This window comes from Amycolatopsis sp. cg13 (assembly GCF_041346965.1).
Lineage (GTDB): Bacteria > Actinomycetota > Actinomycetes > Mycobacteriales > Pseudonocardiaceae > Amycolatopsis.
In genome coordinates this window covers 4172341-4185856 of the sequence record NZ_CP166848.1, presented here as the reverse complement: position 1 = coordinate 4185856, position 13516 = coordinate 4172341, and the positions used below count along the sequence as shown (strand labels likewise).

Below are 13516 nucleotides of genomic sequence, written 5' to 3'. Positions count from 1 at the left end.
GGAACTCGTCCGGGGGCGGCCCGCCGGATGGCCGCCCCCGGACGTTTCCGGGCTAACCCAAGGATTCCCAGTTAATCGTTCGCACCGGTACACCCGGGCAGGAAAGAACGAAACGGTAGATGTTGCCCGCGTACATGACGGGGCCGTAGACCTGGGCATTGTTCGAGCAGACGAGGTAAACCCGCATCACGCCCGACTGGACCGCGCAGCTGATCGCGACGTCGTGGAACGGGGCCCGGGAGTAATAGTTGCAGGTGAATACCGGCGGTACGGCGTGGTCCGCCGTGTGAGAGCCCGCTGAGCTGAGGGTTCCGGTCCGCGGTGGCGCGGCCGGGGCCGCCGTGGCGACGCTCGCGCCCGCGAACAACGCGACGACAGCCAATGCGATGGCGATAAACGGCTTGGCGGCCCTTTCGGAAAGAGAGCCAGGGCCGGTGAATCGAACCATAACGAATATTCCTTCGCGCCTGGGCGCACCTCGGTGGTGCGCCTCGCGACCCATGCTGTCCGGTCGGGGCGTCGCGGATGCGGCATCGATGCGTCATCGCGGAAACCGCGAAGAACCCTTGCGCGGATTGAGTTATTGCTGGCGCCGGCCGTGCTGATAGTTGAGCGCGTAGCGGACCGCGTCGGCGCGCGAGTGGAAACCGGCTTTGGCGAAAAGGTTGTTGATGTGAGTTTTCACGGTGGCCTCGCTGATGACCAATGCGGCGGCGATTTCCGGATTGCGCAGGCCGTCGCCGATCAGGCCGAGGATTTCCCGTTCGCGCGCGGTCAGCGCGAGATCCGGTTCCGCGGGCCGGGCCGGTTTGGCGGCCAGCGCGAGCAGCCGCCGCTGCACCTCGGGCGAGAGCACGGTCTGGCCCTGTGCGGCGGTGCGCACGGCGTGCAGGATCGTGGTGCGGTCGGCTTCCTTGGTCAGGTAGCCGCTCGCGCCCGCCTGCAGCGCGGCCAGGATCGATTCGTCGTCGTCGAACGTCGTGAGCACGAGAACCGTGGTGCCCGGCTGGGTTTCGCGGATGCGCCCGGTCGCGCCGACGCCGTCCAGCACCGGCATGTTGAGGTCCATCAGCACCACGTCCGGACGGTGCTGCTGCGCCGCCTCGACGGCTTCGGCCCCGTTGGTCGCGGTCGCCACCACGGTGACGTCTTCGGCGAGGTCGAGCATGACCGCGAGCGCCTCGCGGACGGTCGCCTGGTCGTCGACGACGACGAGGCTGATCGGGCGGTCGGTCATCGAGGCAGCTCCAGTTCCACGGTCCAGCCGTCGCCGGCCGGGCCTGCTCGCAGGGAGCCGCCGAGCAGGGCGGCCCGTTCGCGCATTCCGACGAGCCCGACTCCGGATCCGCCGGCCAGTTCGGCGCGCAGCGGTTCGGTCGCGGGCCCGTTGTGCACGGTCAGCCTGACATGATCGGCGGTGAAGGCCAGCCGCAGGCTGCGGGTCGCGCCCGGCGCGTACTTGGCCGCGTTGGTCATCGCCTCCTGCGCCGCCCGGACCATCGTGTGCGTGGTCTCCGGGCCGACCGCCCCGGCTTCGCCGTCGATGGCGAACTCCGCCGACGCGTGTTCGGCGAGTTGGCACAACGTCTCAGACAGCGGCAAGGTATCTTCCCGCAGCGCGTGCACCGCGCGGCGGGTTTCGTTGATCGAGTCGACGGCGATGGCGCGCGCCTTGCGTACGGCGGCGGCTGCCTCGTCGTCGCGGCCGCTGTCGCGCAGCGCATCGGCCAGGTCCAATTGCAGCGCGATGCCGGAGAGCGAATGACCGAGCACGTCGTGAATCTCGCGCGCGATCCGGCCTCGTTCGACAAGCGCGGCCTCGCGAGCCTCGGACTCGCGGGCGCGCTGGGCGGCGTCGGCAGCGAGCTGCGCGTTGCGGACGGCGTCGAGACGGTCATGGTGCGAGATGCCGACAGCGACCGGCAGACCCACGGTCAGCGTCACCCACACCGGCCACACCGGGAAGCCCGGCAACAGCTGTCCGACCGTCCAGGTCGCGGCGGCCGCGACTGCCGTGCCAGCGACCGCGATGGTCACCGCGGCCCGGCGGGACGCGAGCTTGACCCCCGAGGCGGACGCGGCGACGAACGGGAACATCGCCGCGAACGTGCCGTGCGTCAGCGGCAGGAGCAGCGCGCCGAACAGCATGTAGACGCTCATCACGGCGATCTGCCGGCTCTCGGCCAGCCGGGTCCAGGGCAGCAGCGACACGATCCCGGAGACCGAGGCGAGCACGAACAGCGGCAAGGCCAATGGCCGGTACGCGATCTGCGCGTCCGGCCACTGGACTGCGGTGCAAGCGATGGCGGTGAGGACGAGGACGGGCTGGATCAGCTCGTCCCGGTACTGCCCGAGAAGCGACAGCGACCGCTGGTCCGGCGTGCTCATGGGACCAGGTTCCTCCTCGTCGGGGCGGCGTCGTGGGCGGACTGAGTGTTCCACTCCGCCGGACGGCCGTTGAGGTTGCGCTGGATGTTGTCCAGCAGCGGCGAGGTCTGCGCCGGTGCGCCGTCGCGGCCCTGGGTCCAGACCACCTGGTGCCCGGCGCGCAGGGCGCGGTAGAGCACGACCAGCCCTTCGGCGAGGATGCCGACGCCGATGGTGAGCATCATGCTGTTGGACACGCCGCCCGCGTCCTGCGGGGCAAACGCGTCGAGCGCGACGTTCACGCCGATCTTGACCACGATGTTCGCCACCCACAGCGCGACGGTGACCGCGGTGTAGCGGACGAAGGCGGTGCCGTCGCGCCGGGAAATCCGGACGCTCATCCCGCGCAGGACGCCGAGGGCGACGCTGATCGCCGCGGTCCCGACGAGGAAAATCATCGAGGCGGGGGTCTTCACCTCGCCGGACACAGTGCTGAGACCGACGACGGACAGCACCGCGGGCAGGATGAGCATCTGCTTGGCCTGCGCGGGTTCGCCGATCAGCCGCCGCACCATCAGATAGCCGATCGCCGCCACGATCAGGACGATCTCCACGGGTCCGCTCATGGGTTGTTCCTGCCTTTCGCATCCGTTCCGATGCCGAAAAAACTACGGCGGAACGGCCCCGGAGTCGTGCGGTGCGCGGCGTATCTCCGGGTGGAGAAATCCCTCCACCCGAGCCGGTGTTTCTCCACCCGGGATACCCCCGCAGCCGCAAGACGGCCGGCGGCGGCGACCGTAGCGTTTCCTGGCGAATCCCAGCAATCAAGCCGAAAACGGGGAGCCCGGCATGACCAAGTCCACCCGCACGATGATCACCACGATGTTCCTGGACGTCGGTTTGTCCGTCGTCGTCTACTACGCGGCCAACCTGCTCGGCGCGAGTGCGTACGTGTCGCTGCTGGCCGGCACGATCGTCGCCGGATTGCGGACCGTCTGGGTCGCGGTGGCGCAGCGCCGGATCGACCTGTTCTCGTCGTTCCTCATGCTGCTTTTCGGCCTGGGCCTAGCACTGAGCTTCCTGACCGGTGATCCGCGCTTCCTGCTGGCGAAGGAATCGGTGACCACTTTCTGCGCTGGAGCGGCATTGCTCGGCAGCTGCGTGCTCGGTCGCCCTCTCGCCTACTACGCGGCGCGGCGCCTCGCGCATTCGGCGGGCGGTGCTCGGCAGCGTGAATTCGACGCCACCGCACAGGACGAGACCCTGCGGCGGCGCTGGTACCAGATCTCACTGGTGTGGGGCGTTGGGCTGACCGCCGATTCCGTGCTGCGCATCGTGGGCGTCTACGCGCTGCCGTTCGACACTGCGGCTGCTCTCTCGCAGGCGCTGCTGATCATCGCGTTCGCGGGGTTGATCGGTTGGACTGTGGTGATGAAGCGGCGGTTCGAGCAGTCGGTTCAGAGTTGATGGTCGTAGGCGCGCATCGCGGCTGCGACGTCGTCGAGGAATGACAGGACGACGGGAACGTGCTCGGGGTCGAGCCGGTTGGTGATGGTCTCGATCTCGGTGAGCAGCGGGGTCAGCGCGGCGCGGACGTCCTCGCGGGCATGGTCGGTGGCCTGGAGGTGGACGCGCCGCCGGTCGGCCGGATCGGCGGCGCGGGCCAGATGCCCGGCGGCGGCGAGGCGGTCGACCAGCACCGTCGCTGATGCCGAGGTGATGCCGAGCCGGTTGCCCAGTTCGCCCGGCCCGATCGGCTCGGGGCTGGAAACCACCTGGTCGATGGCCTGCACGTCGGTGACCCGCAGCGACAGCCGGCGCGCCAAAGCCGCCTGCATGCCCCGGCCCGCTTGCAGCAGCCGCCGCACTGCCAGGGAGACGTCCCGCGCCGCTCGTTCGTCCGCCACGGCGGAATGGTAGCTAGAAGTTCTAGGTAAGCGGTACGCTGGGCGACATGGCTAGAAAATCTAGCGAATTCGCCGAGGTCAACGCCGAGATGGTGCGGAAGCTGCTCGCCGCCGATCCGCGGCCGGTGCCCGACGGGGGCTACGAGTTGCGCGTGCTCGAGACGACCGGACGCCGCAGCGGCCGAACCCGGCAGACGCCGCTCGGAGTGCTCCGTCTCGGCGGCGGCCGCTACCTCGTGTCGCCGGACGCGAACCGCGATTGGGTGCGCAATCTCGCCGCGGCTCCGGCTTGTCGCGTCCGAGCTGGCGGCCACAGCGAAAGCGTGCGCGCGCAACCGGTGAACGGCGACGAGGCGGTGTCGGTGATCTCGGCTTATCTGACCGCGGTACAGGCTCCGTGGGCGCTCGCCGCGTTCCCGGTCGGTCCCGGTGCGTCGGCGGACGAGATCACCGCGCACCTGGACTCGCTCGCGGTGTTCCGCCTCGAAACGGGCACCGCGTGACGGACCCCGTGGTCGTCGTAGGCGGCGGGCCGGGCGGGATGATGCTCGCCTATCTGCTCGGCCGGGCCGGAATTCCCGTCACGCTGCTGGAAGCGCACCGCGACTTCGACCGCGACTTCCGCGGCGATTCGCTGCATCCCTACACCCTCGAACTCCTCGACCGCCTCGGCCTGGCCGACCGGCTGCTCGCCCTGCCGCACCACAAAGCACGGTTCTTCCGCTTCCACACCCCGGCCGGATCGATCACCACCGCGGACTATGGCAAGCTCGCCTCGCCGTACAACTACGTCGCGCTGATGCCGCAGGCGCGATTCCTCGACTTCCTCGCCGCCGAAACCGCCGCTCTGCCCCGCGCGACAGTGCGCACCGGAGCCAAGGTCGTCGCACTGATCCGCGACGGCCGCGTCACCGGCGTCCGATACCGCGACGACGCCGGAACCCACGACTTGCCCGCGGAGTTGGTGGTCGGTGCGGACGGCCGGTTTTCCCGGATCCGCCGACTGGCTGACGCTCCGGCCCGCTCCCTCGGGGCCACCACCGACCTGCTGTGGTTCCGGCTGCCGCACCGTCCCGAGGACCCGCCGGACGCCGACGTCGACCTCTTCTTCGGGCGGGACCACTACGTCGGCCTGCTCGCCGGGACGAACGGCTGGCAGGTGGGATACAGCCTGCCCAAAGGCGGATACGCCGAGGCCCGCGAGCGCGGCGTCGGCCCGATCCGGACGTTCCTCGCCGAGCATGTGCCGTGGCTGGCCGACCGCGCCGAGCTGCTGACCGATTTCGGCCAGACGACCCTGCTGTCGGTCGACATCTCGCGGGTGGAGCGCTGGTGGCGTCCGGGGCTGCTGCTCATCGGGGACGCCGCGCACGTCATTTCGCCGGTCGGGGGCAACGGAATCCTCATGGCGGTCCAGGACGCAGTCACCGCGGCCAAGCACCTCGTGCGGGATCGGTCCGATGCTGCGCTCGCGCGGATTCAGGCCGAGCGTGAGCCCGCGATCCGGCAGGTGCAGGCACAGCAAGTCCGGCTGGAACAACGCGCCGCTCGCGCGCGGGAGCGTGGTCGTCCGGCCGCTCCGCCTTATCGGTTGCTGCGGTTGCTCACGGGCATTCCCGGTGCCCGCGCTCGCGCTGCCCGCGCCAATGCCTACGGACCCACTCCGCCCGAGCTGGACTGAGGCGGGAAAAGCCGAGGCAGGAAGCCGATCATCAGGGTGGACCAGGTCAGGTGCGTCAGCAACGGTGCCTGCACGCCGCCGCTCCGACGGCGTTGCAGCGTAAGGAGCGTCCCCATGGTCGCTGACGCCAGCACCAACGCGGGATTCCGTGTCGCCGTCGTCGACAGGACGTACATCGCTGTCGATGCTCGCGGGCCGAACGCGTCGTAAAGCGCGCCGCGGAAGAAAACCTCTTCAGCGGCACCGGTTGCGAGCGCGGTCGTCACCACGGTCGGCGTCGAACCGTGGTGGGCGTGGCTGAGCACGCCGGTGATTGCCCGGCGCAGCAACGGAATCCGGCGAGCGACCAGTGCGCAACAGTAGAACGCTCCGAACGCGCCCGCGCCTGCCAGTACCGGTTGCACGACGTCCGGATGGCCCCGTGACACAGGTCCCGCGGCCCGCGCGCCGGCGAACCAGGTCGCCGCGACCGACGCGGTCAGCACGTGGAACCGCCGCGACCCGGGTTTGCTCGCCAGCGACGCGCCCAGCAGCCCGGACCCTGCCGCGGTCACCGCCTTCAGGAACGCCTTCACCTGGCCCGCCGTTGTCGCGCGCGTTCGCCGAGCGCTTGCAGCACGGCGTCGTTGTAGCTCATCGGCTCGAACTCGACGATCCGGCGGATCGCGTCGTCGCGGACGACGACCTCGTTGCCCATCGAGTCGATCAGAGCGCGCCCGGTCGTCGCGTCGATGTCGGTGACCAGCGCGAGCCAGTAGGACGACAGCCGCGGCGAGAGCAGCGGGACCGGCACGATCACCAGCGGCCTGCCCTCGATCGTCGCGACGCGCTGCAGCATCTCCCGGTAGGTCAGCACTTCGGGGCCGCCGATGTCGAACGTCCGGCCCTCGGTCTCGGGATGCTCCAGCACGCCGATGAGGTAGCGGACGACGTCGGCGAGCGCGATCGGCTGGGTGCGCGTGCTGACCCAGCGCGGGGTGATCATGGCGGGCAGATGCTCGACGAGCTGGCGGGTCAGCTCCCACGACGTGCCGCCGTGCCCGATGACGATCCCCGCGCGCAGCACGGTCACCGGCACGCCGGTCTCCGCCAGCAGCCGTTCGACCTCGCGCCTGCTGGCCAGATGTTCCGACAGCGAATCGCCGTCGTCGCCGAGACCGCCGAGGTAGACGATCCGGCGCACTCCCGCCTCGGCAGCGGCCCGGGCGAACGCGCGGGCGGCGTTGGCGTCGCGCTGCTGGAAGTCGGTGCTGTCCAGGGAATGCACCAGGTAGTAGGCGACTTCGACGTTCTTGAGCGCGTCCCGCAGGGAACCGATGTCGGCGACGTCGCCGTGGACCGGCTCGCCCGCCCCGCGGTAGTTCTCCGGACGGCGGGTCATGGCGAGCACGTCGTGCCCGGCTTCTTCCAGCGCCGGGCACAATCGGCTGCCGACGAACCCCGAGGCTCCGGCTACCAGTGCACGCATGCTTCCGACGGTAGCCGGACTAGCGGGATCCCGCTGATCACCGGGGGCGCTGCCGGTCCTCCATGAGCTTGCCCATCAGCTGCGCGAGCGCCTCGTCCAGCCGTCCGCTGAGGCGCTGGCCGAGCCGCTCGGCCAGTTCGTTGTCGACGGCCGCCGCGAGCGAACCCATCTCGGCCAGCAGGGATTTCCCTTCCTCGGTGACGGTGAGGATGTGCTTGCGCCGGTTCTCCGGGTCTCGCCGCCGCTCGATCAAATCGCGCTGCTCCAGCTGGTCCGCCAGCCGGACGACCAGGCTTGGACTCACCCGCATGAGTCGCGCGATGTCGTCCTGGTTCCGGGCAAAACCCTGTTCGACCATGGCGAGCGTCCCGAGGTGTTTGGGCGTCAGGCCGGTTTCGCGGAGGTGCTCGGCGAAGTCGTTGGCCAGGTCGGTGCCGAGCACCATGAGCCGGAACGCCGAAGTCTCGGGCAAAGAACTGTTGGTCGCCACGCGGGTACTCTATCATCCGTGCACAGTTCAATCTGTGAATAGTTGATGAGTGAGGTAATGATGATCGTCCTGGTGGTGGCCAACGCTGTGCTCGCGGTGGTCAGCGTCGTTTTCGCGGTGGTCGCGGCAGTGCGACCGGCGGCGTTGAGCCACAGTGAAGCGCCGACGAGCGGCGAGAAGTTCTACGGCTGGATGTATGCGGTGAGAGGCGTGCCGCTGGGCTGTGCGGCCGCGGTGGTGCCGCTGATCTGGTCTGGACCAGTCTGCGCGGTGGTCCTGATCGCGGCGGCGGTTGCGCAGGCGGGCGACGTGGGCATCGGGGTGTTTCGCGGGGAACGGGGCATGATCGCGGGCAGCTCCGTGGTGGGCGTGGTGCATGTGCTCACTGCCGTCGTGCTGTGGTGAGCGGAGCCAGCTGAAAGCCGCGCGTCAGCGTCGCGTCAGTGGCGGTTGCGACTCTGTCGGGGTGACGTGCCTGATGTCTGTGTCCAGTTACCTGCCCGCCGCGGTGCCGATCGCGGCGCTGCAGGGCGAACTCGACCTCACCGACGCCCAGTTGCGCAGGCTGCATCGCATCTACGGGTTGTCCGAGGTCTGCCGCTCGCCCGAGTCCGAGGCCGAGATGCTGCTCGGCGCGGTCGCGAAGCTCGACGGGTTCGCCGGGGTGGAGGAGCGCGTCCGGTACGTGCTGCGGCCCAAGACAGTGCCCGCGGCGTCGCCGTTTCCGCTCGATCCGCTGGCCGAAGTGCGGCAGCGGCTGGGACTCCGGAACGCGCTGGCTTTCACCGTCACCGATCACGCGTGCGCGTCCGGGCTGCTCGCCCTCGACCTCGCCGGAGCGCTGCTCGAACAGGACGGCGACCCCGACGCGCTGGCACTGATTCTCGCTGGGGAGAAGGCTTTCACGCCGGCCGCGCAGATCATCCCGGACGTCGCGGTGATGGGCGAGGGGACGGCCGCGGTGCTGGTCGCCCCTGGCGGGCAACGGGATCGGCTGCTCGGCTACGCGACGACGACGCTCGGCGGGCCGGGCGGCGAGGTCATCACGAACGAAGTGCAGAACAAGGTTTTCCGGCAGATCTATCCGGACGCGCTGGGCGACGTCACCCGCGCCGCGCTCGAAGCCGCCGGATGCGCGGCAAGCGACCTCGCGCTCGTGCTTCCGCACAACGTCAACAAGGTTTCGTGGATCCGCGCGGCCGAAGCGATGGAGGTGCCGCGCAAAAAGATCTTCCTCGGCAACGTCCCGCGCACCGGTCATTGCTTCTGCGCGGACCCGTTTCTCAACTACCACACCGCGACTCGCCTCGGGCTGCTGAACCCGGGCGAGCGCTACCTGATGGTTTCGGTCGGCCTCGGCTCGACGTTTTCCGCGATGGTCTTCGAACACTAGGAGCAGAACCTGATGAGTACGGAACTCGAGATCGAGGGCGTCGGGATCACCGAGCTGGCGGACCGCTACGGCACCCCGTTGTTCGTCTACGACGGCGGCGAGCTGGCCGGGCGGATGTCCCGGCTGCGGCGGGAACTGCACGCCAGCATGGAGGTTTTCTTCTCGCTGAAGTCGAATCCGAACGTGTCGATTCTCGCTGTGCTGCACGACAACGGGGCCCGCGCCGAGGTGTCGAGCCTCGCCGAGCTGCGTACCGCGCGCCGTGCTGGCGTCGAACCGCGCGACATCATTTTCCTTGGTCCGGGCAAGAGCCAGGCGGAACTGGAAGCCTGTCTGGACGAGGACATCGCGGCGATCGTCTGCGAATCCTTCGGTGAGCTGGCGTTGATCGACCGGCTCGCTGGAGCGCGCGGGGTGAAAGCGCGGGTGGCGTTGCGGGTCAATCCGAGTTTCGCGGTCAAGGGATCCGGGCTGACCATGGGCGGAAAACCCCGTCAGTTCGGCATTGACGAGGAACAGCTGTTCGCCGCCGAGGACCTGGTTTCCCGGCACGCGAACGTGCAGATCATGGGCGTCCAGGTGTACATGGGCACGCGCATTCTCAGCGAGGAATCGGTGGTGGAGAACACCACCCGCATCTTCGCGCTGGCCGAGCAGCTGTCCGCGCGGCTGGGCTTCGGTCTCGACCTGGTCGACGTCGGCGGCGGACTGGGCGTGGCGTACTTCGAGGGGGAACGCGACCTCGACCTCGATCTGCTGACCTCCCGGCTCAACCCGGTGATCGACGAGTTCGCCACACGGCATCCGGACACCCGGCTCGTGATGGAGCTGGGCCGCTACCTCACCGCGATGAGCGGCACGTACGTCGTGCGCGTGCGTTACGTCAAAACCTCGCTGGGACAGAACTTCGCGGTCGCCGACGGCGGCACGAACCACCACATGGCCGCGGTCGGGATCGGCTCCTACGTCAAACGCGACTTCCCGATGCGGCTGCTCAACCGGATCGACGAACCGGCCACCGAAACCTGGCAGATCACCGGCCCGCTGTGCACGCCGAACGACGTGCTGGGCAAGAAGATCCCGCTGCCGCCGGTCCAGCCGGGCGACCTGATCGGGGTGGAACGCTCCGGTGCTTACGGGCCGAGCGCGTCGCCGGTGCTGTTCCTCAGCCACGGCTATCCCGCCGAGGTGTTGGTCCATGATGGACAGTCCTATGTGATCAGTGAACGGGACCAGCCGGAGGACCTATTGCGCCGTCAGCACCTGCACCGGTTGCCGGTTCCCGCGGTGGAGGGCTGATGTTCAGTGCTGGTGCCCCCACGGCAGCGACGCGCACCTCGCCGTTCGCGGTGCTGCCGATGGGATTGAAAACCGTGCTGTACCGGCGATTCGAGTCCGGCACCGATCGGCTCGACGGTCCGATCATGACGCGGTACTTCACCGACCTGGCCGCTGGGCACGACGTCGGCTACTCCTCAGAGTTGGTCGCTCAGGCTGAGGGCAACACGTTCATCTCCCTGGCCCGGGAACTGCTCGACGGCCAGGTGAGCGAGCCGATCGACCTGGTCGTCGTCGCGCACGACGGCCCCGATTTCGACCCGCGCCTTTCCGCTCCGGTCAACCTGACCGCGGTGCTGCCGGGCGGTCCGATGACGTACTCGGTTTCCGGGCAGGGCGCGCTCGCCGGTTTCCTTGCTCTGCGAGTGGCGGCCGGATATGTGCGGCGCAGGCCGATGCAGCGCGTGCTGATCCTCGTCATGGAGCAACGAGGCATGCCGTACGCCGGAGTACGCCCGCCGGTGGACGCGGCGGCCGCGCTCCTGTTCGAGGCCGGAATGGGCACCACCCGAGTCGCGGTGCTGCCCGGGATTGCCCCAGCCGACGCGCGGGCCGAGGCTGATCGGCTAGCGCCAGCAGACCGTTACGGATCGGGTCTGATCGGTGAGTCGATCGCCGAAGGACGTTCCGCCACCGCGCTGTGGGCCGAACCTCCCGCGGTGCTCGCCGATTACGACCCGATTCGCGGAGCTCTCGGAATCTGCGCCTTCGCCCGGGAAATCGAGCCGTCCGCGCCCCTATAATCGGGAGCGGAACTGCCGCGGCGAAGAAAAGGTGAAGCTCTGTGCGCGTGGTCATCGGCGAAGACCAGTTCCTGCTCCGCGACGGGCTGGTCCGGCTGCTCGAAGCGCACGGGATGACGATCGTCGCGGCGCTCGACAACGGGCCGGACCTGCTGAACGCGCTGGTCACGGAGAAGCCGGACATCGGCGTGGTCGACATCCGGCTCCCGCCGTCGTTCACCGACGAGGGGCTGCGCGCGGCGATCGAGGCCCGTCGTCAGGTGCCGGGGCTGCCGGTGCTGGTGCTGTCGCAGTACGTCGAACGCTTGTACGTCAACGAATTGCTGGCCGACGGCGCGGGCGCGGTCGGCTACCAGCTCAAGGACCGGGTGCTCGACGGCGACCATTTCGTCGACGTGCTGCGCGGGGTCGCCGCGGGCAACACGATGATGGACCCCGAAGTCGTGTCGAGGCTGTTCACGCACAACACCCGCGACCGTGCGCTGGAAAGCCTCACTCCGCGCGAGAACGACGTGCTCCGGCTGATCGCCGAGGGCCGGTCCAACAGCAACATCGCCGCCGAGCTGTTCATCACCGAGAAGGCGGTGTCCAAGCACATCAACAACATCCTGGCGAAACTGCAGCTGCCGGTGTCCGAGGACAGCAACCGCCGGGTGCAGGCAGTGCTGGCCTACCTGCGCCACTGAGTCTTCCCGCGGTTCGTGAGGGGAACCCTGAGGGAATCAGAGTCCCTCAGGGTTCCCCTCACGGCACGCAAACCGGCCCCGCCGGCGAGCGTCAGCCGACCGGTTCGCAGGGGATTTCGATGACCACCGAGGTCGGGCCGCCGAGCGGGCTGAGCACGGTGAGGAATCCGTCCAGCGGCGCGAGCCGGCGTTCCAGTTCCCGCAGGCCGGTGCCCTTGGCCGGGTCCGCTCCGCCCTTGCCGTAGTCGGTGACCGTGATGGATAGTCGTCCGCCGGAATGGTGGACATCGATTTTCCCGGAATCCGCGCCGGAATGCTTCATCGCGTTGTTGAGCACCTCGGAAACGGTGAAATACGCGGCCGTCTCGACGGCGGGTGCGAACCGGCCGGGGAGGTCGACGGTGGTTTCCATCTCCAGCGTCGCTTCCATCCCGAGTTCGCGGACCGCGTCGGCGAGACCGCGGTCGACCAGCACCGGCGGCTGGATCCCGCGCACCAGATCACGCAGTTCCTGCAGGGCTTTCACCGAACTCGCCTTGGCCTCTTCCAGCAGGCTCTTCGCGGCTTCCGGCTGCCGTTCGGCGAGTTTCGCCGCCGCGTCGAGCGTCATGCCCATCGCGACCAGCCGGGCTTGCGCGCCGTCATGCAAGTTGCGTTCGATCCGGCGCAGCTCCAGCGCTTGATGGCCGACAGCGTCGTCGCGCGTGGTGGTGAGGTGCTGGACGCGCTGCGCGAGGACGGTGCTTTCGGACGGGGAAAGGAATTTCGCCGCCAGCGCCGCGTGCAGCTTGAGCAGATGCGGAGCGGCCCAGAGCGCGAGCGGGAAATGCAGCAGGCCGAGCACGACGGCGATCCAGGCGACCGCCGGGTTGTCCACCGGCCACGCGACATACCAGTCGCCGAGCCACAGATCGTCCAGCACCGGATAGAGCAACGGCATCAACAACCCGCGCACGCCGTCGATCACGAGGGCTAACGGGGCCAGCGTCAGCAGGCAGCCGATGGTGCAGTCCACCAGCAGCCAGGCCGTGTCCCGCCAAGTGGCACGGTCGGCCAGCAACCGCGCGAACACCTGAAAGAACCGCGTGCCCTCGGGCAGCGGGAGATACGGTCGTTCCACCTTCCGCCCGGTCCAGGTGCCGTGCAGTTTCCGCTGCAGATTGGCGACTGCACGAACGGCGTAGACCACCGGCGGAATCAGGAACACGCCGACACCGACGCCCAGCAGCGAAGCGGCGCAGGCCAGCAGGCCGAAAAGCACCGCCTCGACCGGTGCGAGCAGCCCCAGCGCGGTGCTGTGCAGCACGGCGAGGCCGCCTCTCGCGAACCAGGGCTTCGGCTCGCGGGCATCGGTGGAGGGCATATCCCGATTATGTGCTGTTCCGCGCTTTCCCGGCAGGGGTGCTAGGACCAGTCCGGATCGAAGAGCTAGCACCATCGGAA

At 68.9% G+C, this 13516-nt stretch carries 17 protein-coding genes; 8 read left to right on the top strand and 9 right to left on the bottom strand.

Annotated features, from left to right (window positions below):
- Positions 1-52: 52 nt before the first annotated feature.
- The 4 genes from AB5I40_RS19025 to AB5I40_RS19010 all read right to left on the bottom strand — a co-directional run bounded on the left by AB5I40_RS19025 (position 53) and on the right by AB5I40_RS19010 (position 2993).
- On the bottom strand, positions 53-448 hold the full coding sequence (locus AB5I40_RS19025; protein WP_370939874.1) for a hypothetical protein: 396 nt from the start codon (positions 446-448) through the stop codon (positions 53-55).
- A 132-nt stretch (positions 449-580) separates the two neighbouring features.
- A complete protein-coding gene (locus AB5I40_RS19020) occupies positions 581-1237 on the bottom strand; it encodes a response regulator (RefSeq protein WP_370939873.1) in 657 nt (218 codons plus the stop codon).
- Positions 1234-2388 carry a sensor histidine kinase gene (locus tag AB5I40_RS19015; RefSeq protein ID WP_370939872.1) on the bottom strand — a complete coding sequence of 385 codons (1155 nt, stop codon included), beginning with the start codon at positions 2386-2388 and terminating at the stop codon, positions 1234-1236. Before AB5I40_RS19015 ends, AB5I40_RS19020 begins: the two co-directional genes overlap by 4 nt.
- The gene (locus tag AB5I40_RS19010; protein WP_370939871.1) at positions 2385-2993 is read right to left on the bottom strand and encodes a DUF1453 domain-containing protein; all 609 of its coding nucleotides are present in this window, start codon (positions 2991-2993) and stop codon (positions 2385-2387) included. Before AB5I40_RS19010 ends, AB5I40_RS19015 begins: the two co-directional genes overlap by 4 nt.
- A gap of 223 nt (positions 2994-3216) precedes the next feature.
- Here AB5I40_RS19010 and AB5I40_RS19005 point away from each other — a divergent pair, with 223 nt between their 5' ends.
- Positions 3217-3834 carry a VC0807 family protein gene (locus AB5I40_RS19005; protein WP_370939870.1) on the top strand — a complete coding sequence of 206 codons (618 nt, stop codon included), beginning with the start codon at positions 3217-3219 and terminating at the stop codon, positions 3832-3834.
- Here AB5I40_RS19005 and AB5I40_RS19000 read toward each other — a convergent pair.
- Entirely contained in the window at positions 3825-4274 is a 450-nt protein-coding gene (locus AB5I40_RS19000; protein WP_370939869.1) for a MarR family winged helix-turn-helix transcriptional regulator, read from the bottom strand. The genes AB5I40_RS19005 and AB5I40_RS19000 overlap by 10 nt on opposite strands.
- A 47-nt stretch (positions 4275-4321) precedes the next feature.
- Here AB5I40_RS19000 and AB5I40_RS18995 point away from each other — a divergent pair, with 47 nt between their 5' ends.
- Both AB5I40_RS18995 and AB5I40_RS18990 read left to right on the top strand, forming a co-directional pair.
- On the top strand, positions 4322-4777 hold the full coding sequence (locus tag AB5I40_RS18995) for a nitroreductase family deazaflavin-dependent oxidoreductase (RefSeq protein ID WP_370939868.1): 456 nt from the start codon (positions 4322-4324) through the stop codon (positions 4775-4777).
- A complete protein-coding gene (locus AB5I40_RS18990; protein ID WP_370939867.1) occupies positions 4774-5955 on the top strand; it encodes an FAD-dependent oxidoreductase in 1182 nt (393 codons plus the stop codon). The genes AB5I40_RS18995 and AB5I40_RS18990 overlap by 4 nt, the downstream gene beginning before the upstream one ends.
- Here the strand turns inward: AB5I40_RS18990 and AB5I40_RS18985 are convergent.
- Genes AB5I40_RS18985 through AB5I40_RS18975 form a run of 3 tightly spaced genes read right to left on the bottom strand, consistent with a single transcriptional unit; the run spans position 5925 to position 7913 of the window.
- Positions 5925-6530, bottom strand: a complete 606-nt coding sequence (locus AB5I40_RS18985) for a type II CAAX prenyl endopeptidase Rce1 family protein (protein ID WP_370939866.1) — start codon at positions 6528-6530, stop codon at positions 5925-5927. The two genes, AB5I40_RS18990 and AB5I40_RS18985, sit on opposite strands and share 31 nt — an antisense overlap.
- A complete protein-coding gene (locus AB5I40_RS18980; protein ID WP_370939865.1) occupies positions 6527-7423 on the bottom strand; it encodes an NAD(P)H-binding protein in 897 nt (298 codons plus the stop codon). Before AB5I40_RS18980 ends, AB5I40_RS18985 begins: the two co-directional genes overlap by 4 nt.
- Positions 7424-7460: 37 nt before the next feature.
- Positions 7461-7913: a MarR family winged helix-turn-helix transcriptional regulator gene (locus tag AB5I40_RS18975; RefSeq protein WP_370939864.1), complete on the bottom strand. Its 453-nt coding sequence runs from the start codon at positions 7911-7913 to the stop codon at positions 7461-7463.
- Between the two features lie 45 nt (positions 7914-7958).
- Between AB5I40_RS18975 and AB5I40_RS18970 the strand changes: the two genes are divergently transcribed.
- The 5 genes from AB5I40_RS18970 (at position 7959) to AB5I40_RS18950 (ending at position 12073) form a co-directional block, all read left to right on the top strand.
- On the top strand, positions 7959-8318 hold the full coding sequence (locus tag AB5I40_RS18970; RefSeq protein ID WP_370939863.1) for a hypothetical protein: 360 nt from the start codon (positions 7959-7961) through the stop codon (positions 8316-8318).
- 73 nt (positions 8319-8391) lie between these two features.
- Positions 8392-9306 (top strand): 3-oxoacyl-[acyl-carrier-protein] synthase III C-terminal domain-containing protein, encoded by a 915-nt coding sequence (locus AB5I40_RS18965; RefSeq protein ID WP_370939861.1) that lies wholly within the window; start codon positions 8392-8394, stop codon positions 9304-9306.
- 12 nt (positions 9307-9318) lie between these two features.
- The gene (locus AB5I40_RS18960) at positions 9319-10605 is read left to right on the top strand and encodes a type III PLP-dependent enzyme (protein WP_370939860.1); all 1287 of its coding nucleotides are present in this window, start codon (positions 9319-9321) and stop codon (positions 10603-10605) included.
- Positions 10605-11387 (top strand): hypothetical protein, encoded by a 783-nt coding sequence (locus AB5I40_RS18955; protein ID WP_370939858.1) that lies wholly within the window; start codon positions 10605-10607, stop codon positions 11385-11387. Before AB5I40_RS18960 ends, AB5I40_RS18955 begins: the two co-directional genes overlap by 1 nt.
- A 41-nt stretch (positions 11388-11428) precedes the next feature.
- On the top strand, positions 11429-12073 hold the full coding sequence (locus AB5I40_RS18950; RefSeq protein WP_370939856.1) for a LuxR C-terminal-related transcriptional regulator: 645 nt from the start codon (positions 11429-11431) through the stop codon (positions 12071-12073).
- A gap of 91 nt (positions 12074-12164) precedes the next feature.
- Here AB5I40_RS18950 and AB5I40_RS18945 read toward each other — a convergent pair whose 3' ends face one another.
- The gene (locus tag AB5I40_RS18945) at positions 12165-13436 is read right to left on the bottom strand and encodes a sensor histidine kinase (protein ID WP_370939854.1); all 1272 of its coding nucleotides are present in this window, start codon (positions 13434-13436) and stop codon (positions 12165-12167) included.
- Positions 13437-13516 lie beyond the last annotated feature (80 nt).

Bases quoted from the DNA above. Each gene is read 5' to 3' on its own strand.
- AB5I40_RS19015 (WP_370939872.1), bottom strand. From the start codon at position 2,388: ATGAGCACGCCGGACCAGCGGTCGCTGTCGCTTCTCGGGCAGTACCGG.
- AB5I40_RS18960 (WP_370939860.1), top strand. From the start codon at position 9,319: ATGAGTACGGAACTCGAGATCGAGGGCGTCGGGATCACCGAGCTGGCG.
- AB5I40_RS18995 (WP_370939868.1), top strand. From the start codon at position 4,322: ATGGCTAGAAAATCTAGCGAATTCGCCGAGGTCAACGCCGAGATGGTG.
- AB5I40_RS18980 (WP_370939865.1), bottom strand. From the start codon at position 7,423: ATGCGTGCACTGGTAGCCGGAGCCTCGGGGTTCGTCGGCAGCCGATTG.
- AB5I40_RS19010 (WP_370939871.1), bottom strand. From the start codon at position 2,993: ATGAGCGGACCCGTGGAGATCGTCCTGATCGTGGCGGCGATCGGCTAT.
- AB5I40_RS19025 (WP_370939874.1), bottom strand. From the start codon at position 448: ATGGTTCGATTCACCGGCCCTGGCTCTCTTTCCGAAAGGGCCGCCAAG.
- AB5I40_RS19020 (WP_370939873.1), bottom strand. From the start codon at position 1,237: ATGACCGACCGCCCGATCAGCCTCGTCGTCGTCGACGACCAGGCGACC.
- AB5I40_RS18955 (WP_370939858.1), top strand. From the start codon at position 10,605: ATGTTCAGTGCTGGTGCCCCCACGGCAGCGACGCGCACCTCGCCGTTC.
- AB5I40_RS18945 (WP_370939854.1), bottom strand. From the start codon at position 13,436: ATGCCCTCCACCGATGCCCGCGAGCCGAAGCCCTGGTTCGCGAGAGGC.
- AB5I40_RS18965 (WP_370939861.1), top strand. From the start codon at position 8,392: ATGTCTGTGTCCAGTTACCTGCCCGCCGCGGTGCCGATCGCGGCGCTG.
- AB5I40_RS19005 (WP_370939870.1), top strand. From the start codon at position 3,217: ATGACCAAGTCCACCCGCACGATGATCACCACGATGTTCCTGGACGTC.
- AB5I40_RS18970 (WP_370939863.1), top strand. From the start codon at position 7,959: ATGAGTGAGGTAATGATGATCGTCCTGGTGGTGGCCAACGCTGTGCTC.